We start from the raw sequence: 21,006 nt of genomic DNA, 5'->3' as shown, positions 1-21,006 counted from the left end.
ATGATTCTTGTAAGTGCGTGTCTAATAGGACTAAATACTCGATATGATGGAAAGAATAATTTTCATCAGGTTTTCTGTGATATGGTAAAAAATAAAATTGCAGTTCCTTTTTGTCCCGAACAGGCAGGAGGTCTTGCAACACCGCGCTGCCCATCAGAAATATTGGGCGGAGACGGCACAGATGTTTTAGATGGGAACGCAAAAGTTATTACAAGGGAAGGCTTAGATGTAACAGAAAATTTTTTAAAAGGTGCTTTCGAAACTCTAAAACTTGCGGAAATTATAGGGGCAAAAGAAGCCATACTAAAATCCAAGAGTCCATCATGCGGCTCAAAATGTATATATGATGGGACTTTTAGCAAAAAACTTATAAATGGAATGGGAGTTACTGCAGCATATCTTTATCAACATAATATATCTGTAATAGACTCAGATGAATACCTTAAGCAAAGGCAGCGCAGCTGACAATGTCTGAAGTAAACCTTTAAAAGGCTTACTGCCGATAACCGTTTTACGCTCAGAAAAATTGCCAACCGCAAAACTTTTTGGCGGCCACCATCGCGGGTGGCTTATTTTTTTGCCATTCTTTACAAACTTATCGGTAAACGGGTACTGAAGTTATTTTTTATCCATCAGCTATGCGGGTAGATAGCGATAAAAATAAAGAGCCCAAACATTTCAAATGATATGCTTGGGCTCTTTAGAAAATCTAAACAAATTTAGTTTTTCTTTTCAGGTGACTGGACTGTATCTTCTGTTTCGTTTTTGTTATTTCCATTCTTGCCTCCACTGCCATTTTTGTCAGTGGGCCTTGAGGGCAGTATCCCCTCCAAACCTCCTCCTGAGCTGTTATTATCTTCGGAATCCGGTGGCGTCTCCTCTGAGCCATTTTCTTCAGGCGGTACAGGCGCCGATGTGTGCACATTGCAGGACTCAGTTGGCGGCTGATATTTTGCGTCAAGAGGAATTTGCCCTGTTGGAGATGCTGAATATGGCGGCCTTTTTATAAATACCTTCCGCACAACCAATTCTTCAGGGCAAAACTGTGTTGCTAAAAGGCCGGTAGAGCTATCAACAAATTCTTCCACATGAACATCACAAGTCTGCGTTGGTTCGGTGCCTTTTATAAAATATTCATTGCGTATCCTGCTTCCTCGCGGATCTTTTGCACAAAATTCACCGGGCAATTTGCCTGAATCTACACATACAGCTATGGGCCCCACGATACCTGACGGCTTTGTAAACTGGGTTTTTGCAAGGCCTTCGTGAGCAACTGCCATTATTTGTTTCCACATAAGAGCCGGCTGATAACCACCTGCCACATTAGACATAGTTGTAGGCTGATCATGGCCCATCCATACTACACCTGCAAGATGCGGTGTGTAGCCTACCCACCATACATCCTTATCATCGGAGGTAGTGCCGGTTTTTCCGGCTACCGGGTAAGGAAAGTTTGCAAGACGCGTTCCTGTGCCTTCCTTTACAACGCTTCGAAGCATATCAGTCATAATAAAAGCTGTCTGCTCGCTTACCGCTACTTCTTGCTTAGGTTTATTTTCATATATAACTCGGCCGGTTTTGTCTGTTACTTTTAAGATTGCAACAGGTTCTACGTGAATACCCCCGTTTGCAAGAGTTCCAAAAGCAGAAACAAGCTCCAGTGGTGTTACACCCTTCGTTATACCGCCAAGAGCTGAAGAAAGCTGTCTGTCATTTTTGCTGCCGGTTAAGACAAGGCTTTTTATACCAAGCTTCTGAGCATATTCGATACCCTTATCAACACCTATTTGATTAAAAACTTTTACTGCGACAACGTTTACCGAATCTGCTATGGCTTTTCTTATAGTTGTAAGACCTCTAAAAGTATTTGTGTAGTTTTTAGGAGACCATATTCCCCCTGAACCTGACGAAAAAGATACAGGCGAATCATCGATTACAGTTGCCGGCGTATAACCCATGTCTATGGCAGCGGTATAAACCATAATTGGTTTAAAAGTTGAACCGGGCTGCCTATATGCTTGCGAGGCCCTGTTAAAGCCTAATTTTTTCTCATGCTCTCGCCCGCCTACCAGCGCCCTTATATATCCTGTATGAGGATCTATTATCACCGCTGCAGCCTGGGGCTGAACTACACCATTTGAATCTTCTTTAGAATAGGGGTAGTTCTTGGGGTTTGCCAACACCTTTTCAGCTGCTTCCTGAACCTTCATATCCACAGTTGTATAAATTTGCAGGCCTCCCGTATAAATTTTGTTATAAGCATCTGCTTCGGAAAGCCCTTCTTCTTCCTCTAAGTATGAAGCAAGCTGCTGTATTACATAATCGGTGAAATACGGCGCCTTGTAATCTGCCTCTGATTCCTTAATACCCGCAAGCTTTATATCTTCATTTTTTGCTGCTTCGGCTTCTTCCTGTGTTATAAATCCCAATTCGGCCATTTTGTTTAGTATAATTTCCTGACGCTCTTTAGCCCTTTCAAAATTAAGATAGGGGGAATAATAAGAAGGTCCCTTAGGTATGCCGGCAAGCATGGCTGCCTCCGCCAAATCTATATCCTCCACGCTTTTCCCGAAATAAACCTCAGCTGCTGACTCAACACCGTAAGCTGAGTGACCGAAATAGATTTGATTTAAATAAAATTCCATAATTTCATCTTTGGTAAAACGCCGTTCCAGTTGAATAGCAAGCCACGCTTCTTGAGCTTTGCGCTTAAGAGATTGTTCCGGAGACAAGAAAGCGCTTTTTACCAGCTGCTGAGTTATAGTGCTGGCGCCTCGCTTGATAGTTCCGTGGGTTAAATTTGTAAAAAGAGAACCTATAATTGAACGGATATTTATGCCTTTGTGTGAATAAAAATACTGGTCTTCAATTGCTATAAAAGCGTTTACAAGATCCTTTGGTATTTTTTCAAGCGGCACCTGTATTCGATTTTGCTCCCCGTGCAGCTCTGCTATTACATTGTTATCTTTGTCATATACCAGCGATGTTTCACTGGGTTTTAATTTACTGGGGTCAAATTCAGGAGCATCTTTTACATATGCGGCAAAAACCCCCACACCTGTTCCAAATACTGCAATAAGCAGGACCAGAAAAAAAATAAACAGGTTGCGCAGAGTAAGAACCTTCCGCTTTTTTGCCCTTTTCTTGTTTGACATAGCAACCTCCCTTTGCTTTCTGCCTTAAATAAATCAGTTATAAATGTCTGATTTAAGGCTGTGAATGGTAGGTCAAATTTATATTTGTTTGTAAAATAGATAAAAATATTATACCACACAAAAAACTATAAAGAAACTTTTCCATGGAATCCAGCCCAATCCTTTCATCGAGCAGGCGAGAATACAAGGATTATTGACATTGTATATAAAATATTATATCATAAAAAACAAGTGAATATGCAATTAAAGCAAGGTAAAGCGATGAAGGGGACAGTAAGCGCCGAAAAGCCTTTTAGCGAGCCGGAGAGGGTGGAAGTCCGGCAGGCTCAAGCGTCCGAACATCACCCCTGAGTGCGGTTGTGAAACAATAAGGAGTAATAACTGCCGGCATATGTGCCGTTATTTAAAATAAGAGGAAAAGAGGAAAAGCCTTTTTTCTAGTTGGGTGGTAACGCGGGAGAAATCTCGTCCCTTTGCGGACGGGGTTTCTTTTTTGATATTGAAGCACACAAAATCTAATAGCTAAGACAGGAGGATATGAATGTTTAAAAAAGTAGAACCTACAATGAATTTTGTTCCAATCGAAGAAAAGGTTCTTGATTTTTGGAATAAAGAAGAGATATTCAAAAAGAGCATCGAAAATAGAAAAGATGCTCCTAACTATGTGTTTTATGAGGGACCGCCTACTGCAAACGGTATGCCTCATGCAGGCCACGTGCTTACGCGAGTTATAAAAGACCTCATACCGCGCTACAAGACAATGACCGGTTACAGAGTGGATAGAAAAGCCGGCTGGGATACCCATGGATTGCCGGTGGAACTGGAAGTCGAGAAACAATTGGGCATAAGCGGCAAACCGCAAATTGAAAGCTATGGCGTAGAAAATTTCATAAAAAAATGCAAAGAAAGCGTTTTTACTTATGAAAATGAATGGCGCAAAATGACAGAACGGGTAGGCTTTTGGATAGACATGGACAACCCTTATGTCACCTATCACAATACCTATATTGAGTCTGTGTGGTGGGCGCTTAAGGAAATTTGGAAAAAAGGCCTCCTATATAAAGGAAATAAAGTGGTTCCTTATTGTCCGAGATGCGGAACTTCGCTTTCAAGCCATGAAGTAGCCCAAGGCTACAAAGAAGTGGAAGACCCATCGGTTTTTGTCAAATTTCCCGTAGCCGGCAAAGAAGACACCTATTTTCTTGTTTGGACTACTACACCCTGGACACTGCCATCTAATGCGGCACTTGCCGTAAAAGATAATTACACATATGTTTTAGTAGAACAAAACGGTGAAAAATATATTCTGGCAGAAGGCAGACTAGAAGTTTTAGATGGCGAATACAAGATTTTAGACAGATTTGCCGGAAAAGAACTGGCATCACTTAAATACGAACCAATATTTCCGTTTTTCGAAAAAGAAAAAGAGCGGGCTTTTTATGTTGTAACGGCAGACTTCGTAACCTTAGAGGATGGCACCGGCATAGTCCACATAGCCCCGGCTTTTGGTGAAGATGACTCAAGAATCGGACATGAATATGGATTGCCTACTCTGCAGCCGGTAGATACCCAGGGAAGGTTTACTGAGGAAGTAGTGCCGTGGGCGGGCATATTTGTAAAAGATGCAGATAAGGGCATTATCAAAGACCTAAAAAATCGCAACATATTATATAAAGCAGAAAAATACAAGCACAGCTATCCCTTTTGCTGGCGGTGTGATACCCCGCTTTTGTATTATGGCCGCAGCAGCTGGTTTATCGAGACTACAGCAATAAGGGAACGACTTATTGAAATTAACAAGGAAATAAATTGGCATCCGGAGCACATCCGAGACGGCAGATTTGGCAATTTCCTTGAAAATGTCATTGACTGGTGTCTCAGCCGGGAAAGGTATTGGGGCACTCCGCTAAATATTTGGATTTGTGATGAATGCGGCTCCCAGCACGCAGTTGGAGGCATACAAGAACTCAAAGAAATGAGCAAAACACCTATCGGGGATATCGAACTTCACAAGCCCTATGTGGATGAAGTTATTTTAAAATGCCCCAAATGCGGTGGTGATATGAAGCGTGTGCCTGAAGTAATCGACTGCTGGTTTGATTCAGGTTCAATGCCCTTTGCCCAATTCCATTATCCATTTGAAAATCAATACTATTTCAAGACACATTTTCCGGCAGACTTTATATCAGAAGCCATTGACCAAACTCGCGGTTGGTTTTACAGTCTTTTAGTAATTTCTACCCTGCTTTTTGATAAATCCCCCTATAAAAATGTTCTTGTAATGGGTCATATCTTAGATGAACAGGGCATAAAAATGAGCAAACATAAGGGGAATATATTAGATCCTTGGAAAGTGCTCAATGAGCAGGGCGCAGATGCAATGCGCTGGTATCTGTACGTAGCAAGTCCACCCTGGAGCCCCAGCAGATTTTATCAAGATGCGGTAAGCGAAGCCCAACGGCGCTTTTTAGGCACCCTTTGGAATGTATATTCGTTCTTTGTACTTTATGCTAATATAGACGAGTTCGATCCTACAAAGTATTCTTCTTGCCCCGAAAACAGAGCAGAAATTGATCGCTGGCTGCTATCAAGAATTAATACGGTAAATAAACAGGTGCGCCAGAACTTAGATGATTTGGACATAACCGATGCGGCAAGAACATTAGAAGCTCTTGTGGATGATATCAGCAACTGGTATGTGCGGCGCTGCCGGGAACGCTACTGGAAGTCTGGTATGGACGATGATAAAATAGCTGCATATATGACGCTTTATGAGGCACTGGTAACGTTTATAAAGATTGCAGCACCCTTTGTGCCGTTCATGACAGAGGAAATTTATCAAAATTTGGTGTTGACGCCGTATCCCGACGAACCGATAAGCATTCATCTTTGCGATTTTCCACAAGTTAAAGAAGAGCTTATAGATGAAGCTCTTGAACACAAGATGGAACTTGCGCGAAAGATTGTGGAATTAGGCAGGGCTGCGCGAAATAAAGGGAAAATAAAGAACCGACAGCCCCTGCAAAAGATGATGGTTCAGCTGAGAAATCCGGCTGATAAAACACTAATTGAAGATTTATCGGATATCATCAAGGATGAGCTGAATATCAAAGAGATAGAATATATTGATGTAGCAGAAGAATACTTTACCTATACTGTAAAGCCGCGCTTTGATTTGTTAGGACCCAAATATGGAAAACTCATGTCTAAAATATCAAAAGAACTTTCAACTGCCGAGCCCTTAGAGCTTATAAGGAAGGCTAGGGCGGAGGGCCAAGTAGTGCTAAATATAGACGGCCAGGATATAACCATCCTAGAAAACGAACTTGATGTACGAGCCCAGGACAAAGAAGGTTTCTGTGCGGAAGGCGAAGGCGGTTATTATGTAGTATTAGATACAACTATAACGCCGGAATTAATGCTGGAAGGTATCGCCCGGGAACTTGTAAGCAAGGTACAGAATATGAGAAAAGAAGCGGGTTTTGCAGTAGAGGACAAGATTTGCCTATATTGCGTTGGAGATGATATAATAAATAAGGCAATTGAAGTACATGGAGAAGAAATAAAAAGCGATACACTCTCAGTTGCTATTGAAAAAATAGTACCGCCGGCAGATAGTTTTGCAAAAGAGCAGGATATCAATGGCCATAAGGCTAATATCGGTGTTAAAAAAATTTAGCAAAGGGTGTGTGATATCTTTGACGAATGAAGCGATTCGCGTAATAAAAGAGCGAAGGAGTGTTCGCGAGTATCTTCCTAAACCTATACCTAAGGAGATATTAGAGGATATAGTAGACTGCGGTCGACTTGCCCCTAGTGCAAATAATATCCAGCCGTGGCTTTTTGTGGTAACCACTGAAAAGCCGATAAAAGAAAAAATAGCTAGCCTTGCCACATATGGCAAATTTATTGCAAATGCCGGTGCCTGTATCAGTGTTTTTTGCAGGAAGGATGCTTATCATGCAATAGAAGACGGCTGCGCCGCAACCGAAAATATTTTGCTTGCCGCAAAGGCTTATGATATAGCTTCTTGCTGGGTGGCAGGATACAATAGACCATACAGCGAAGCTATCAGAGAGCTTTTAAATGTGCCGGAGGATTACATGCTTATATCCCTTTTATCTCTTGGGTATTCCGATAAAGTTGTTACAAGGAACAAAAAACCGTTAAAGGAAGTAATGCGGTGGGAGAAATACTAGATAGAAGCGAACTTACGATAGAAAACATTATGCCATTTAATATCAAAATAATCGCGGAAGGCGGCCAGGCCTTCCGCTGGAATTATATTAAAGATTGTAATTACATCGGTGTAGTGGGAGACCGGGTTCTGCAAGTTTGTCAGGATGGAGATAAACTCATAGTAAGATCAAACAAAAACGAAGAAGTAAAAGATTTTCTTATTGATTACTTTGATCTTGCGCGAGATTATAAAAAAATAGAAAATGAGCTTTTAAAATACAAAGAAATAGCCGATGCGGTCTTATACTGCAGCGGCTATAGAATTTTATTCCAAGACCCTTGGGAGACCATCATCTCTTTTATAATTTCTGCCAATAATCAAATAAGAAATATAAAAAATACTATAGAAAATATATGTCAAAAATATGGAAATCCTTTAGAATTTCAGGGAAAAACCTATTATTCTTTTCCCGGACCCGAAATATTGGCGAGCCTTTCTTGTGATGAACTTAAGGAAACCAGATGCGGCTATAGGGCAAAATACATTATAGAGACTGCAAAAATGGTAACAAATAAAGAAGTTGATATATATAGTTTAGGTAAACTTTCCACAGATGAGGCAAGAAAAGAGCTTTTACGGTTTCCGGGTGTCGGCAGAAAAGTAGCCGATTGTATATTGCTATATTCCATGAGAAAATTTGATGCCTTCCCCATAGATGTATGGATAAAAAGAGTGCTGGAACATATATATTTTAATGGCAAAGAAGTGCCTATAAGGAAACTTCAAAATTTCGCTGAGTCAAAGTTTGGCAATTTAGCAGGATTTGCGCAACAATATTTGTTTTATTACGCTAGAAATCACCTTAGATCCTTTGCTAATGCTCAGGATGACAGGCGAGAGACATGAGATAGCTCAAAATGATGGCAAAGATGGTTTACTAGAAAAAGTGTTACATTATTATAATGAATGTGCTATAATAATAGTATCAAAAACCTAATGGAGGAGATACTCATGAGTCCTGAACAAACTATTATTATAGCAAATATGTGTAAAGACTATCAGGAAGGTAACACATTTAAGTACCCTCCTGAATATATTATGCAGTATAAATCATGCAAAAGTTGTTCGAATTGGAAAGTCGGAAAATGCGAAAGAGCGTATAATATCTTAAAAGCCATTGACTAAACGATACTGCCAAACCTACATAAGCAAAAGCGCCGGTTCAAAAAAGTATGAGCGGCGCTTATTTTTTTAAGCCCTTGAGTCCATATCCAAAACAATGCAACCCTTGACAAATACTATAAAAAAGCGTAATATTTTAGTTAAAATGCCGAATAGATTAAAGAGCACTTGAAATACTAATTGATTGAATAGCATAAATAATATATAATTATTCAATTAATTCAGGAGGTTAGTAAAGTTTGTCTAAACTTATTGAGTTTAAAAACTACAGCATGGGTTTTAGAAACGAAAAAGGACAGATTAATAATTTATTAGACAATATTTGCTTTAGCATTGAAGAAGGTAAAGCAGTAGGCGTTGTTGGCGAATCTGGCTGCGGCAAAAGTATGACTAGCCTTTCTATCATGGGCCTCCTGCCGACTTCTGCCGTTATTCAAGGAGGAGAAATCCTTTATAAAGGAACTGATCTACTTAAAAAGAGCGAAATAGAAATGCAAAAAATCAGAGGTAGAGAAATTGCAATGATTTTTCAAGAACCAATGACGGCTTTAAACCCCGTATTAACTATCGGGTTTCAAATTGGAGAAGTTCTAAAGATCCATTTTCCAAATCTTAAGGAAGAAGACATCAAAAAAGAGGTAATTCAGCAACTTGAGCTAGTCGGTATACCTAATCCGGAAGCAAGGGTTAATCAATATCCCCATCAATTCTCCGGAGGGATGAGACAGAGGGTAATGATTGCAATGGCACTTATTTGTAAGCCTAAATTGCTTATTGCAGATGAAGCAACTACCGCTTTGGATGTAACTATTCAGGCTCAAGTGTTAGATTTAATGAAACGACTTAAAGAAAATGGCTCATTGATGGTTGTAACCCATAATCTGGGCGTAGTTGCAGAAATATGCGATAAAGTTGTAGTTATGTACGCTGGCAGGGTAGTAGAACAAGGGAGATTAGAGGCGATTCTAGAAAATCCGAAGCATCCCTATACCAGGGGGTTGATGGCAGCTATACCAACGATGGTTTCCAGCGATAAAGAGTTATATACTATACCAGGCACTGTGCCCAACATCGAAGACTTTGAAAAAGGTTGTCGGTTTTTTCCAAGATGTGAATATAGATTAGATATATGTAAAGATAATATCCCGCCGACTAAACGTTTAATGAATAATCATTATGTGCAGTGCTGGCTTGAATTTGAAGGTGAGGAGGCTAATGATGACTTCAACAATTCTCAAAGTAGAAAATCTGACTAAATATTTTGATTTAGGCACAAAATGGCTTCAGCCTTCAAAATATGTACATGCAGTAGAGAATGTGTCTTTTGAATTACTTCAATCGGAAACTTTAGGAATTGTAGGCGAATCCGGTTCCGGAAAATCAACACTTGCAAGATTGATATTGGGATTAATAGAACCTACCGGTGGAAAGGTTATTTACAAAGATAAAGATATTACTGGATGGCAGAAATCAACGCTTAACAAAGTTTCTAGGGAAATTCAAATGGTATTCCAGGATCCTTATGCTTCTTTAAATCCAAGAATTAAAATAGGAGATGCTATAGCAGAACCTATTATAGCTCATAAAATTATTAAAGGGCAAAGTGAAATTAGATCAGAAGTTGAAAGATTGCTAAAAATAGTTGGCCTGCAACCTGAGATGTATGAAAGGTATCCCCATGAGTTTTCTGGAGGTCAGCGCCAACGTGTAGGAATAGCAAGAGCTTTGTCATTAAGACCTAATGTTTTAATTTGTGATGAAGCTGTATCAGCCTTAGATGTTTCTGTTCAAGCTCAAGTCTTAAACTTGTTTAATCACTTAAAGAAACAGCTGAATTTGACTTATATTTTTATAGGACATGACTTATCTGTAGTAAAGTATATAAGTAACAGAATTATGGTTATGTATTTAGGCGAAATTATGGAAATGGCTCCCTCAAAATTTCTCTTCGAAAATACTTTACATCCCTATACCCAAGCCCTCATTTCGGCTATACCAGAAATCACAACCAAAGCATCAAAAAAACGAATTATATTAGAGGGCGACATTCCAAGTCCAGTTAATCCGCCTTCTGGTTGTAGATTTTCCACCAGATGTTTTAAAGTTCAAGATATATGCAAAGAAAAGCATCCGGAACTTAAGGAAGTAATGCCAAACCATTATGTTCGCTGCCATTTTATCGAGGGTAGTCAAGGGAGAGGTGAATAATGGGAAGTTTTTTATTTAGACGAATGTCTAAAGGCCTTTTGACAATAATAGTGTCTGTTACAATAACATTTTTCATTTTGCGTCTTATGCCTGCTGACCCAGTTTCCATACTAATCGATCCAAAGATGGGTCCTGAAGTTCAGGCTCAAATGATCAAACGCTTTGGACTCGACAAGTCTTTACCTGAGCAATATTTCATGTTTCTAAAAGGACTAATTCATGGTGATCTAGGATTGTCATTCAAAAATCAACAACCAGTTATTGATGTTTTAATGCAAAAATTGCCCTGGACTTTATTACTGCTGTTCGTGGTGGTCATTCTTTCTCTTGCTATAGGAATACCAATTGGAGTGTATGCAGCTAGAAAGCAAGGCAAATTTGCAGACAAATTAATAAATTTTTTAGTAACCTTGGGTATTTCGGTATTTGTCCCATTTCTGGCTTTTGGATTTTTATACATCTTTGCTTATTTTCTTAAATTGTTTCCCACAGGAGGTGCTTATACACCTCCTCCAAAACAGGGTATTACTTATTATATAGATGTGGCTAGACATTCCGTTCTTCCTTCTCTTACGCTTTTTTGTTCTAATGTAGCTAGCATAGTATTATATATGAGAAATAGCATGATTGATGTACTTGGTGAAGATTATATAAGAACCGCTTATGCAAAAGGCCTAAATGAACCTCTGGTTATAAAGCACCATGCTTTAAAAAATGCACTTATTCCTACGGTTACTGTAACAGGTCTTATGATGGGTACGATGGTAGGCGGTGCCGTAATGACAGAAACTATTTTTGCTTGGCCGGGGGTAGGACGCTTGATTTACGATTCTGTTTCTGCTATGGATTATCCTGTATTGCAGGGGGCCTTCCTAATACTTGCAGTAAGCGTAGTTTTTATGAACATAATTACAGATCTTATAATTGCCTGGCTAGATCCGCGCATTAAGTTGGGAGGTTAAGAATTGTGGAGAATAGAAGGAGTTTTTTTAAATATTTCATTTCAAATCGCTTAGCACTAGCTGGCCTTATCGGCGTTGCTATTATTATAATTCTAGGTTTGTTTGCCCCTGCTATTATCGAACAACCAAAAGGCTACGGTCCGGATATTCTTTTACCTCCTTCAATAAATTATCCCTTTGGAACTGACAATCTTGGTTTAAATATATTGGCAGAAGTAATATGGGGAGCAAGAACTTCACTTTACGTATCAGCAATAGCAGTAGGTGTAGCTATAATTATTGGCGTTCCGGCAGGACTGATTTCAGGTTATAAAAAGGGCTTTATTGGTTCTATAATAGACAGCATTATTGATATATTCCTTACTCTTCCGGTTCTGCCTTTGATGATAGTAATAGCAGCAGTTGTTGGTTCTTCCATCACTAATGTAGCAATAGTAATAGGAATATTTTCATGGCCTTCTCTAGCTAGAGTAACCAGAAATTCAACATTAAAGATTTCAGAAATGCAGTTTATTGAGGCTGCGAAGTGCCTGGGCATACCCCAATATAGTATAATATTTAAACATATATTACTAAATGTTATGGGGCCGGTGCTGGTAAATATTACACTTGTTATGGCAACTGCGGTGCTGTCTGAATCCGGTTTAAGCTTTTTAGGATTAGGAGATCCGACAACATGGTCATGGGGTACCATTCTAAAAAAGGCATGGGATGCGGGAGCAGTTATTGACACTCCGAATCCATGGTGGTGGTGGTTTTGGCCTAGCGTGTTCATAGTTTTTTATGTGGTTAGCTTTAATATTTTAGGCACAGGTATTAATGAGATTTTAAATCCCAAAATTAATAAAAAGTAGATAAGGGGGCATAAAGTTGTATGATGTAATAATTAGAAATGGCTTAGTAGTTGACGGAAGTGGTAGAGAGGCTTTTAAAAGCGACATAGGTGTAATCGGAGAGAAGATTTGCAAAATAGAAGCAGAAATTAATGAAAAAGGATTAACTGAGATTGATGCAAAAGGTAAAATAGTTATCCCCGGTTTCATAGATCCTCATGTTCATGAGGAATGGGTATGTTTTATAGATGGGTCCTACGAATTGTTCTTAAGACAAGGGGTTACCACAGTGGTCAATGGAAATTGCGGTCATTCAATAGTTCCGGGTCCCAGGGAAAATATTTTAAACTATTATTGGGGAAATGGATTAATTAGCACAAAACAAAGAAATGATTATTTAACTAGGTTTCCTGAGTGGCAAGATTTTGATGGTTATGCAAAAGCAGTAGAGGAAAAAGGTACGAATATAAATTTTGCGACACTTTTGGGACATGGTACGATACGATGGTCGGTGATGAATGGAGCTCATGACAGACCGCCGACTGAAGAAGAAGCGGCAATGATAGAGAATATAATGCGGCACAATCTAGAACAAGGCATGTGGGGCATATCATTTGGCTTGGATTACGTGCCTAGCAGGTATGCTGATTTAGACGAATTAGTATCAGTAGCTAAAATTGTAAGAGATTACGACGGTGTTGCAGCTGCACATCTTCGCCACTATATAGGGATAAAAGAAGCAACTGAAGAATTCATAGAGGTGGGAAGGCGATCCGGAGTAAAAATACAGGTTTCTCACTTGAAACCTACATGTCCGGAAGCATTTGAGCTGGTTAGAAAAGCGGCTGAAGAAGAAGGAATGAGAATTTTAGCAGACACTATCCCAAGAAGCACAGGACATTGTACTAGCAAATCGCGATTGCTGCAATTTGTTATGGCGGTTTCCGATGAACTTTTCGCAAGCGGCATAGAAGGAGTAAAAGCTGCTTTAAAAACACCTGAAGGCCGAGAAATGATAAAAAAAGATGCTTATATTTTTGCAGGAGATAAATCAGACAAATTTGTAATATTGTCAGAAGATCCCAGCCTTGAAGGAAGATCTGTAGCAGATATTGCAAAGGAAAGAAACCAAGATCCAGATGAAACTATGCTAGATTTGTTGGCAGATGATAAAAACTATGTATTCTGGCTTGGAGGACCATCAAGAACTGATTTTCCTGCCGACGGACATTGCGAAACAATCGTAAAAAATCCTTATGTTTGCGTAGGCACAGATGAAATTATGGGAGATATAGAAGATCCTTACGATTGGTATGAACTTCAGAGAAGAGGTGGTTTCCCAATATTTATGAAAATGTATCTTAAAAAGAATGTACCTCTCGAAGAAATTGTCCGCAGAAATACTTCAATGGTTGCAAAACATTTTGATATCAAGAAAAGAGGTGAATTAAAAGAAGGAAATTTTGCAGACATAGCTGTAATTGATTTAGATTCCTATAGCTATCCTTCTCCAGAAGAGATAGATTATCGAAAACCTCTTACCATGGCTTCAGGTGTTGACAGCGTAATTGTAAACGGGAAGCTTGCATTAGACAAAGGAGAGCTAAAACGGCCTTTTGCAGGCAAGGTGTTAAGAAGAAACAATTAAAATAATTTTTAGGAGGAAGAAGATGAAAAAAGGTAAATTAGTTTCTTTATTGGTTTTTACCATTGTTTTGGCAATACTTGTCACAGCATGCGGAGGCGGCCAATCTCAACCGGCAGAAAAAACAGGTGGTAGCGAAACAGAAAAGTCAGAACCAAAAGTTGGCGGCGATTTAGTTGTCGGACTTGCAGGAGATCCTTATAGTATTGCGCCATGGGTTTCAAATGACTTAAATTCCGCTTTGATAGCAAATCTAATCGTACCGCCTATTATGGTTACAGACGATCAAGCAAGAAAGGTTCCGTATATATTGAAAGATTATGAAGTAAGCGATGATGCCAAGGTTTACACTGTAACAATTCATGACGGTCTTACATGGCATGATGGAACACCATTTACCGCAGAAGATCTTGCTTTTACATGCGAGTATACAAGAGAGAAGTCTCTTGGACATGGGGCGGATATGTTCGCAGCTGTAGAAAAAGTCGAAGTTATAGATGATACCACAGTAAAATATTACTTATCTAAACCACAGGTGAATTTTCTCAGCCAGACGGGTTTTTGGATTAACATAATGCCAAAGCATATATTCGAAAACGTGGAAGATCCAATGAACTTTGATTATGATGGGACCGGTTATGGACCTTTTAAGTTGAAAGAATATAAAAAAGGTGAATATTATACCTTTGAACGAGTTCCTAATTGGCCGCTTGCAAATGATGGCCTTGGAGCATATCTCGAAACTATAACTTTCAGAATTTTTCCGGATCCAAATGCACTTGTGCTTGCCATGAAAAATGGCGAAGTTCACGTATCCGGCTCTGCAATGCCAATAGCATCACAAAAACAATTGGAGGCATCACCTGATAAGTTTGGCATAATGAAGGTTAACTCCCTAGGTTATGGCTATATAAGCTTTAACTATAAGAATGAACTATTAGCAGATAAAAATGTAAGAAAAGCTTTTGCAATGACAATTGACCGCGATGCGCTTGTTAATACTGCATTGCAAGGCGGCGCAATAAAGATGGAAACACCTATTTCACCTGTATATAAGGATTTGGTAAAATCAAATATTAAATTTCCGGCATTTGATATCGAAGGTGCAAAAAAAGTCTTAACAGATGCAGGCTATACAATGAACAAAGACGGCGTAATGGAGAAAAATGGAAAAAAACTCGAATTTGAGCTTATTTACAGAACTACTACAGCAAACGTAGATGCTATGGTAAATATAGTTAAGGCAAATGCTGAAAAAGCCGGATTTGCTATTAACCTTAAACCTGTAGATCCTGCAACGTATACAGATAGAGTGGTAAAGCAACGCAATTTCGATATTAATCTAATTGAGTGGGGCGTAATCGACGATCCGGATTCCTCTTTAGGTACAATCTACAGATCAGATGCGGCACTAAACTTTATGGGTTATAAGAATGAGAGAATTGATGAGCTGCTTGACATGTCTGAGAGGGAAATCAGTTACGAAAAGCGCATAGAAATTATGAATGAGTTTCAAAAAGAATTTGTAGAAGAACTGCCGTCAATAAACCTGTTTGTAAGAACTAATGCTTATGGTTATTCAAAAGATTTTGAAGGCTGGGATCTGACACCGGGTCTTTATGGCTTGTTGGCAGCAAAAGATATTGTTAAAGTTTACAAAAAATAATAAGAGGTGACTTGCAATTGGGAATAAAAACAGCATATAAGGGTTATAAGGCTTATTCTTATTTAGAGCCAGGCAAGGATTATCAAGATTTCGAGTTTGTTGATTGGAATTGGACAGGCGGTTATTTAGTGCCACTCGATGAAACCCAGGAAGAAAGAGTTCAAAGGTTAGCAAAAGAAAAGATTTTTATTGCTTTGCATGAACATCCTACTTTATTTCCAAAGGATATGTCGAAAACTCCGGAGTATAATACAGCAGGAAGAGAGTTTTGCGCATATGAAGCATTATCTCATTCTTGCATAGACTGTGTTTTTGATAATATGATGGATGGAACAAATACAATTTCATCCAAAGCGGGTTGGAAATGGCAAGACATAATTCACGATTTAGGAATGCGATTATGTGATATCGCCCATCAAGATTTTTTAATTCATTGCAAACGAGTTGAAGATATCTATAAGGCGCATGAAGAAGGAAAAATTGCATGGGTCGCCGTAGTTGAAGGCGCTGCTCCTATTGAAAACGAGTTAGACAGGATTGATATTCTTTATGGCCTTGGTGTAAGGCAACTAGGAATTACTTATTCTGAGTCAAATGCTCTTGGTAATGGTCTTAAAGAAGATAATGATGGTGGTCTAACAAAATTTGGCAAAGCAGCCGTGGAACGTATGAATAAAGTGGGAATGCTCATTGACGTATCTCATTGCGGACCAAAAACTGCTTACGACGCAGTTACGTATTCTCAAAAGCCTATAATCGCCAGTCATTGCGGGGCAAGAGCATTATGGGACAGTAAAAGACTTTTTCATGATGATTTAATAAAAGCTATTGCAGAAAAAGGTGGAGTTGTCGGAGTGGAAGCCGCACCGCATACCACAATGACAAAAACGCATATGACACATGATATTGAATCAGTAATGGAGCACTTTGAGTATATCGCAAATCTTGTTGGAATTGAGCACGTATCTTTTGGAACAGATTCTCTATATGGAGACCACGTAGCTTTGCATAATGTTTACTCCGCAAATCTATCCAAGAAAGAGACGAGTAATATTAATGCAGAATATGAAGAAGTAAAATATGTTAAAGGTCTCGAAAATCCAACAGAAGGATCTTGGAATATTATAAGGTGGCTAGTAAAACACGGGTATTCTGACGAAGATATAGAAAAAGTTATCAGCGGGAATGCTCTCAGGGTCTTAAAACAGGTTTGGAGTTAATTAAAGAAAAAGTCGAAGCGAAATGTAATCGCTTCGACTTTTTCTTTTTAAATAAACTAACTTGTGCTATAATCTTATTGTATCAAGCGGCACACTTCTTATGTGCCTTCGGAGGTTGAAATGGAAAAACAGTTCATAAAAGATCTAAAGGTTGGAGATAAAGTAAAAGATTTGTTCGGTGTGGTAAAGAAAAGTTTAGCGAATTACTCTTCTTCAAGTTCAAAAGCCCCTGGCCAGTTTATGAAATTAGTTTTAGGTGACTGCACAGGCACTATTGAAGCAAGACTTTGGGAAGGCGTCGAGGATGTAATTGATTTATTTAATGAAGGGGATGTGGTACTGGTCGAGGGTTATATAACAGAATATAACGGTCTTCAAATAAACATAACAAGCATAGAAAAATACGAAGGAGCTGTTGACCTTACTCTGTTTCAACAAACAACTGGGAAAGACCGCAGGGAAATGGCAAAGAGGCTTAATGCAATTGTCCAATCTATTGGAAATTCATATCTTAAAAAACTTCTGATATCAATTTTTAGCGACAGAAAAATATACTCTGCTTTTATAAATTGCCCAGCGGCACAAACAATTCATCATGCCTATATTGGCGGCCTTCTAGAACATAGTCTGGAAGTCGTTCAAATTTGCGAGCTTATCGCATCGAATTATAAGGATACAATAAACAGAGATCTTTTAATTACAGGCGCCCTGCTTCATGATATCGGCAAGATTAAAGAGTATAACTTCTCCAGCATTTCTTTTAATATGACAGATATTGGCAAACTTATCGGCCATTTGGTTATTGGAAAAGAAATGATAGATGAAAAAATTCGCGAAATACCTAACTTCCCACCGGAGCTTCAACTAGCACTAAGTCATATGATAATTTCTCATCATGGTGAAAGAGAATGGGGAAGCCCTGAAGTTCCAAAGACGATAGAAGCTTTTGCACTCTTTTATGGGGATCTGGTGAGCGCTAAGTTAAACCAATTTTACAACCTCCTTAACAAAGGAGTTGATTCAGAATCCGGCTGGACCCCGTGGGATAAATTTTTGGAACGCAGTGCCTACCTTATAAACTACAGCGAAAATGGCGACTAGATATATAATAGTATTTAAAAATTTGTAAATCAGGAGCAAAACAGTGGACGACACAAGACAAAAGATAAACCTGAAAAACATTATAGAAAAATTAAAACTGGATATTATTGTAAATACGACAAAAATGCCCGATATTACAGTAGCAGACTTAAACCGACCGGGTTTAGAGCTTACCGGCTATTTTGATTATTTTGCTTATGACAGGGTGCAGATTTTGGGCAGAACTGAGATATCCTATCTTGAAGGCTTGCCTGAGGATGTTCGAAAAAGTCGTTTAGAGAAATTTTTTTCATATGATATACCTTGCGTTATAATAACACGCAGTCTTGTTCCGCCTCCTGAGCTTATTACAATTGCTGAAAAAAGTAATAAGCCGGTACTCGGAACCCGCACTGCCACCACTTTATTTATGAGTAGGCTGACAGATTTTCTTGAAAGCGAACTTGCGCCGCGCACTACTATGCACGGGGTATTAGTTGACATATACGGAATTGGCATATTAATTATCGGCGAAAGCGGCATAGGTAAAAGCGAGACGGCTGTAGAACTTATAAAACGAGGACATCGTTTGGTAGCAGATGATGCCGTAGAAATAAAACAATCAACTGAAGGGGTTTTAATAGGTACGGCGCCAAAACTTATAAGACACTTCTTGGAAGTGCGGGGACTCGGAGTTATTGATGTAAGAACTATTTTTGGAGCAGGCAGCATACGAAACGATATAAAAATTGAAATGGTAATCGAATTAGTGGAATGGGAGAAATACCAAGAAGGAGATAGACTGGGACTTGAAGAAGAAAAAACAAAGATTTTAGATTCATACATAACAAAGAAAACAATTCCAATCAGGCCGGGAAGAAATCTTGCCGCTATTTTGGAAGTAGCCGCAATGGACTTTCGTTTAAAGGCATTGGGATACAACGCCGCTTTGGAATTTAGTAAGCGGCTTATAGAAGAAATCAGCAAGAATAAACAAGAAGATTAAGAACCAAAGGAGGTACAAAGTTATGTTGGATGATTTAAAAATTATAGGCGAATTAGATAAAGGCGGGATGTTTGACCTTATATACAAATTTCCTGATCATTGTTTGGAAGCTGTAAATATTGCAAAGGACGTTACTTCCAAGATTCAGTTTGAGAATATTTTAAATGTAGTCATAACGGGAATGGGAGGTTCTGCCATTGGCGGAGATTTGGTAAGGATGCTTGCTTTTAAAAAATCTTCTATTCCTATAATCGTAAACAGAGATTATACTATGCCAAGTTTCGTAGGAAACAAGACCTTTGTTATTGCATCGAGTTATTCGGGCAATACCGAAGAAACGCTGGCTGCATATGATGAGGCAAAAGCAAAAGGAGCTCAAATTGCAGTAATTACAACAGGCGGAAAGCTAAAGGAAAAGGCTGATGCAGACAACATCCCTGCAATTGTAGTCCCGGCAGGCCTTCCTCCAAGAGCTGCTTTAGGATTTTCTCTCTTTCCAATTTTAATGTTGTTTCAAGCTATGGGTATAGAAATTGACGGGGCTGCGAATGTTGAAAAGCCAATAAGTCTTTTGAAAAAAATGCGAGACGATTATTCCCCAAAAACGCCAGAAAAAAATAATCCTGCAAAACAATTGGCAAGAAAATTATTTGGCAAGATTCCTGTGATCTATGGCACTGCAAATTTGACAGATGTTGTTGCGGCAAGATGGAAAGGGCAGATGAATGAAAACGCAAAACATCCGGCCTTCTTCAATGCGTTTCCCGAGCTGGATCACAATGAAATTATGGGATATGAAGGCGATATAGATCTTTTAAAGATGCTTGAAATAATAATATTAAGGTCTCCTAATGAAAGCGAGCGCATGAAAAAGCGTATAGAAATAACAAGAGATATTCTAAAGGAAAAAGTAGCAGGAGTTACAGAAATTTGGCCACAAGGCGATTCGTTCCTTGAGCACACACTTTCGCATATAATGCTGGGAGATTATGCAAGTGCTTATCTTGCAATCCTTAACAACAAAGATCCAAAGGAAATAGATTTTATCGATAAATTAAAAGAACAAATGGGCGACTGAAGCCCATTGTATGAGGTGATTTATTTGAAATGGGAAGTTGATACCCACTGCCACACCATAGCCAGTGGCCATGCTTACAGCACAATAGCCGAAAATGCGGAGGCTGCCTCAAAAAAAGGCGTTAAAATGATTGCAATAACGGACCACGGGCCGGCTATGGGAGAAGGTGGAATTAATAAATATTATTTTTGGAATATGAGAGTAATTCCGCGGACAATAAACGGAGTTTATATACTTAGAGGAGTAGAGGCAAATATTTTAGATACAAGAGGAACCTTAGATCTTCCTGAGGAATTCCTTCAAAGATTAGATATAGTTTTAGCAGGTCTTCATGTAGGATGTTTTCCCCAGGGACTTAGTGTAGAGGAAAACACTCAAGCAATTATAGAAGCGATAAAAAATCCATATGTGGATATTATTGTCCATCCGGGAAACCCCGAATTTCCGATAAATATTGATAGATTTGTAGAAGCTGCCCATGCATACAATGTGTCAATAGAAATAAATAACAGCTCTTTTATAAGCCGACAAGGCAGCGAGAAAAATTGTTCTCTGATTGCAAAAAAAGCAGCAGAGTTAGGAGCGACAGTTTCTTTAGGAAGCGATGCGCATATCTGTTTTGACATAGCAAATTTTGCAAAGGCCGAAAAATTAATAGAAGATGCAAAGGTTCCACAAGAAAATATATTGAATACTTCTGCAGAAAAGGTTATAGATTTCTTAAAATTAAAAGGCAAAGAGATCACTTTATAACCCTGGACAATATATAAATTTTTAATTATCAAAAAGGG

17 protein-coding genes and 1 other annotated feature are annotated in these 21,006 nt (G+C 38.9%); of the genes, 16 read left to right on the top strand and 1 reads right to left on the bottom strand.

Features of this window, described 5'->3' with window-relative positions:
* Nucleotides 1-465 carry a 2-thiouracil desulfurase family protein gene (locus TSYNT_RS02300; protein ID WP_174221066.1) on the top strand — a complete coding sequence of 155 codons (465 nt, stop codon included), beginning with the start codon at nucleotides 1-3 and terminating at the stop codon, nucleotides 463-465.
* Between the two features lie 254 nt (nucleotides 466-719).
* On the opposite strand, the gene TSYNT_RS02295 is transcribed toward TSYNT_RS02300, so the two are convergent.
* Nucleotides 720-3,155 carry a transglycosylase domain-containing protein gene (locus TSYNT_RS02295; protein WP_083497610.1) on the bottom strand — a complete coding sequence of 812 codons (2,436 nt, stop codon included), beginning with the start codon at nucleotides 3,153-3,155 and terminating at the stop codon, nucleotides 720-722.
* A 252-nt stretch (nucleotides 3,156-3,407) separates the two neighbouring features.
* Nucleotides 3,408-3,631 (top strand) — a binding site (T-box leader).
* Nucleotides 3,632-3,696: 65 nt separating this feature from the next.
* Here TSYNT_RS02295 and ileS point away from each other — a divergent pair.
* The 15 genes from ileS (at nucleotide 3,697) to TSYNT_RS02225 (ending at nucleotide 20,968) form a co-directional block, all read left to right on the top strand.
* Entirely contained in the window at nucleotides 3,697-6,834 is a 3,138-nt protein-coding gene (gene ileS / locus TSYNT_RS02290; protein WP_059031538.1) for an isoleucine--tRNA ligase, read from the top strand.
* Between the two features lie 19 nt (nucleotides 6,835-6,853).
* The gene (locus TSYNT_RS02285; RefSeq protein ID WP_059031699.1) at nucleotides 6,854-7,354 is read left to right on the top strand and encodes a nitroreductase family protein; all 501 of its coding nucleotides are present in this window, start codon (nucleotides 6,854-6,856) and stop codon (nucleotides 7,352-7,354) included.
* The gene (locus TSYNT_RS02280) at nucleotides 7,339-8,241 is read left to right on the top strand and encodes a DNA-3-methyladenine glycosylase family protein (protein ID WP_238142620.1); all 903 of its coding nucleotides are present in this window, start codon (nucleotides 7,339-7,341) and stop codon (nucleotides 8,239-8,241) included. Before TSYNT_RS02285 ends, TSYNT_RS02280 begins: the two co-directional genes overlap by 16 nt.
* Before the next feature lie 105 nt (nucleotides 8,242-8,346).
* Nucleotides 8,347-8,520 carry a hypothetical protein gene (locus TSYNT_RS11860; protein ID WP_174221065.1) on the top strand — a complete coding sequence of 58 codons (174 nt, stop codon included), beginning with the start codon at nucleotides 8,347-8,349 and terminating at the stop codon, nucleotides 8,518-8,520.
* Between the two features lie 236 nt (nucleotides 8,521-8,756).
* The gene (locus TSYNT_RS02275) at nucleotides 8,757-9,773 is read left to right on the top strand and encodes an ABC transporter ATP-binding protein (RefSeq protein WP_114272584.1); all 1,017 of its coding nucleotides are present in this window, start codon (nucleotides 8,757-8,759) and stop codon (nucleotides 9,771-9,773) included.
* Nucleotides 9,736-10,725 carry an ABC transporter ATP-binding protein gene (locus TSYNT_RS02270; protein WP_059031537.1) on the top strand — a complete coding sequence of 330 codons (990 nt, stop codon included), beginning with the start codon at nucleotides 9,736-9,738 and terminating at the stop codon, nucleotides 10,723-10,725. Before TSYNT_RS02275 ends, TSYNT_RS02270 begins: the two co-directional genes overlap by 38 nt.
* On the top strand, nucleotides 10,725-11,687 hold the full coding sequence (locus TSYNT_RS02265; protein ID WP_059031536.1) for an ABC transporter permease: 963 nt from the start codon (nucleotides 10,725-10,727) through the stop codon (nucleotides 11,685-11,687). The genes TSYNT_RS02270 and TSYNT_RS02265 overlap by 1 nt, the downstream gene beginning before the upstream one ends.
* Nucleotides 11,688-11,692: 5 nt before the next feature.
* The gene (locus tag TSYNT_RS02260; RefSeq protein WP_059031535.1) at nucleotides 11,693-12,541 is read left to right on the top strand and encodes an ABC transporter permease; all 849 of its coding nucleotides are present in this window, start codon (nucleotides 11,693-11,695) and stop codon (nucleotides 12,539-12,541) included.
* Nucleotides 12,542-12,557: 16 nt separating this feature from the next.
* Complete coding sequence (locus TSYNT_RS02255; protein ID WP_059031534.1) at nucleotides 12,558-14,168, top strand: N-acyl-D-amino-acid deacylase family protein; 1,611 nt, start codon at nucleotides 12,558-12,560, stop codon at nucleotides 14,166-14,168.
* Between the two features lie 22 nt (nucleotides 14,169-14,190).
* Entirely contained in the window at nucleotides 14,191-15,831 is a 1,641-nt protein-coding gene (locus TSYNT_RS02250; protein ID WP_059031533.1) for an ABC transporter substrate-binding protein, read from the top strand.
* A gap of 23 nt (nucleotides 15,832-15,854) precedes the next feature.
* Nucleotides 15,855-17,051 (top strand): dipeptidase, encoded by a 1,197-nt coding sequence (locus tag TSYNT_RS02245; RefSeq protein ID WP_059031696.1) that lies wholly within the window; start codon nucleotides 15,855-15,857, stop codon nucleotides 17,049-17,051.
* A 120-nt stretch (nucleotides 17,052-17,171) separates the two neighbouring features.
* A complete protein-coding gene (locus tag TSYNT_RS02240; protein ID WP_059031532.1) occupies nucleotides 17,172-18,152 on the top strand; it encodes a 3'-5' exoribonuclease YhaM family protein in 981 nt (326 codons plus the stop codon).
* 43 nt (nucleotides 18,153-18,195) lie between these two features.
* Complete coding sequence (hprK, locus tag TSYNT_RS02235) at nucleotides 18,196-19,137, top strand: HPr(Ser) kinase/phosphatase (protein ID WP_059031531.1); 942 nt, start codon at nucleotides 18,196-18,198, stop codon at nucleotides 19,135-19,137.
* Nucleotides 19,138-19,159: 22 nt separating this feature from the next.
* Entirely contained in the window at nucleotides 19,160-20,215 is a 1,056-nt protein-coding gene (locus TSYNT_RS02230; protein ID WP_059031530.1) for a bifunctional phosphoglucose/phosphomannose isomerase, read from the top strand.
* A 24-nt stretch (nucleotides 20,216-20,239) separates the two neighbouring features.
* Nucleotides 20,240-20,968, top strand: a complete 729-nt coding sequence (locus TSYNT_RS02225; protein WP_059031529.1) for a phosphatase — start codon at nucleotides 20,240-20,242, stop codon at nucleotides 20,966-20,968.
* The last annotated feature ends 38 nt before the right edge of the window (nucleotides 20,969-21,006 follow it).

Source organism: Tepidanaerobacter syntrophicus, assembly GCF_001485475.2.
Taxonomy (GTDB): Bacteria; Bacillota; Thermosediminibacteria; order Thermosediminibacterales; family Tepidanaerobacteraceae; genus Tepidanaerobacter; species Tepidanaerobacter syntrophicus.
The sequence above is the reverse complement of the archived record's forward strand: the minus strand, read 5'-3'. Positions and strand labels throughout refer to the sequence as shown.

What these genes read in the sequence shown, in the direction of transcription:
- TSYNT_RS02230 (WP_059031530.1), top strand. Translation starts at nt 19,160, where the DNA reads ATGTTGGATGATTTAAAAATTATAGGCGAATTAGATAAAGGCGGGATG.
- TSYNT_RS02265 (WP_059031536.1), top strand. Translation starts at nt 10,725, where the DNA reads ATGGGAAGTTTTTTATTTAGACGAATGTCTAAAGGCCTTTTGACAATA.
- TSYNT_RS02300 (WP_174221066.1), top strand. Translation starts at nt 1, where the DNA reads ATGATTCTTGTAAGTGCGTGTCTAATAGGACTAAATACTCGATATGAT.
- ileS (WP_059031538.1), top strand. Translation starts at nt 3,697, where the DNA reads ATGTTTAAAAAAGTAGAACCTACAATGAATTTTGTTCCAATCGAAGAA.
- TSYNT_RS02250 (WP_059031533.1), top strand. Translation starts at nt 14,191, where the DNA reads ATGAAAAAAGGTAAATTAGTTTCTTTATTGGTTTTTACCATTGTTTTG.
- TSYNT_RS02270 (WP_059031537.1), top strand. Translation starts at nt 9,736, where the DNA reads ATGACTTCAACAATTCTCAAAGTAGAAAATCTGACTAAATATTTTGAT.
- TSYNT_RS02240 (WP_059031532.1), top strand. Translation starts at nt 17,172, where the DNA reads ATGGAAAAACAGTTCATAAAAGATCTAAAGGTTGGAGATAAAGTAAAA.
- TSYNT_RS11860 (WP_174221065.1), top strand. Translation starts at nt 8,347, where the DNA reads ATGAGTCCTGAACAAACTATTATTATAGCAAATATGTGTAAAGACTAT.
- TSYNT_RS02295 (WP_083497610.1), bottom strand. Translation starts at nt 3,155, where the DNA reads ATGTCAAACAAGAAAAGGGCAAAAAAGCGGAAGGTTCTTACTCTGCGC.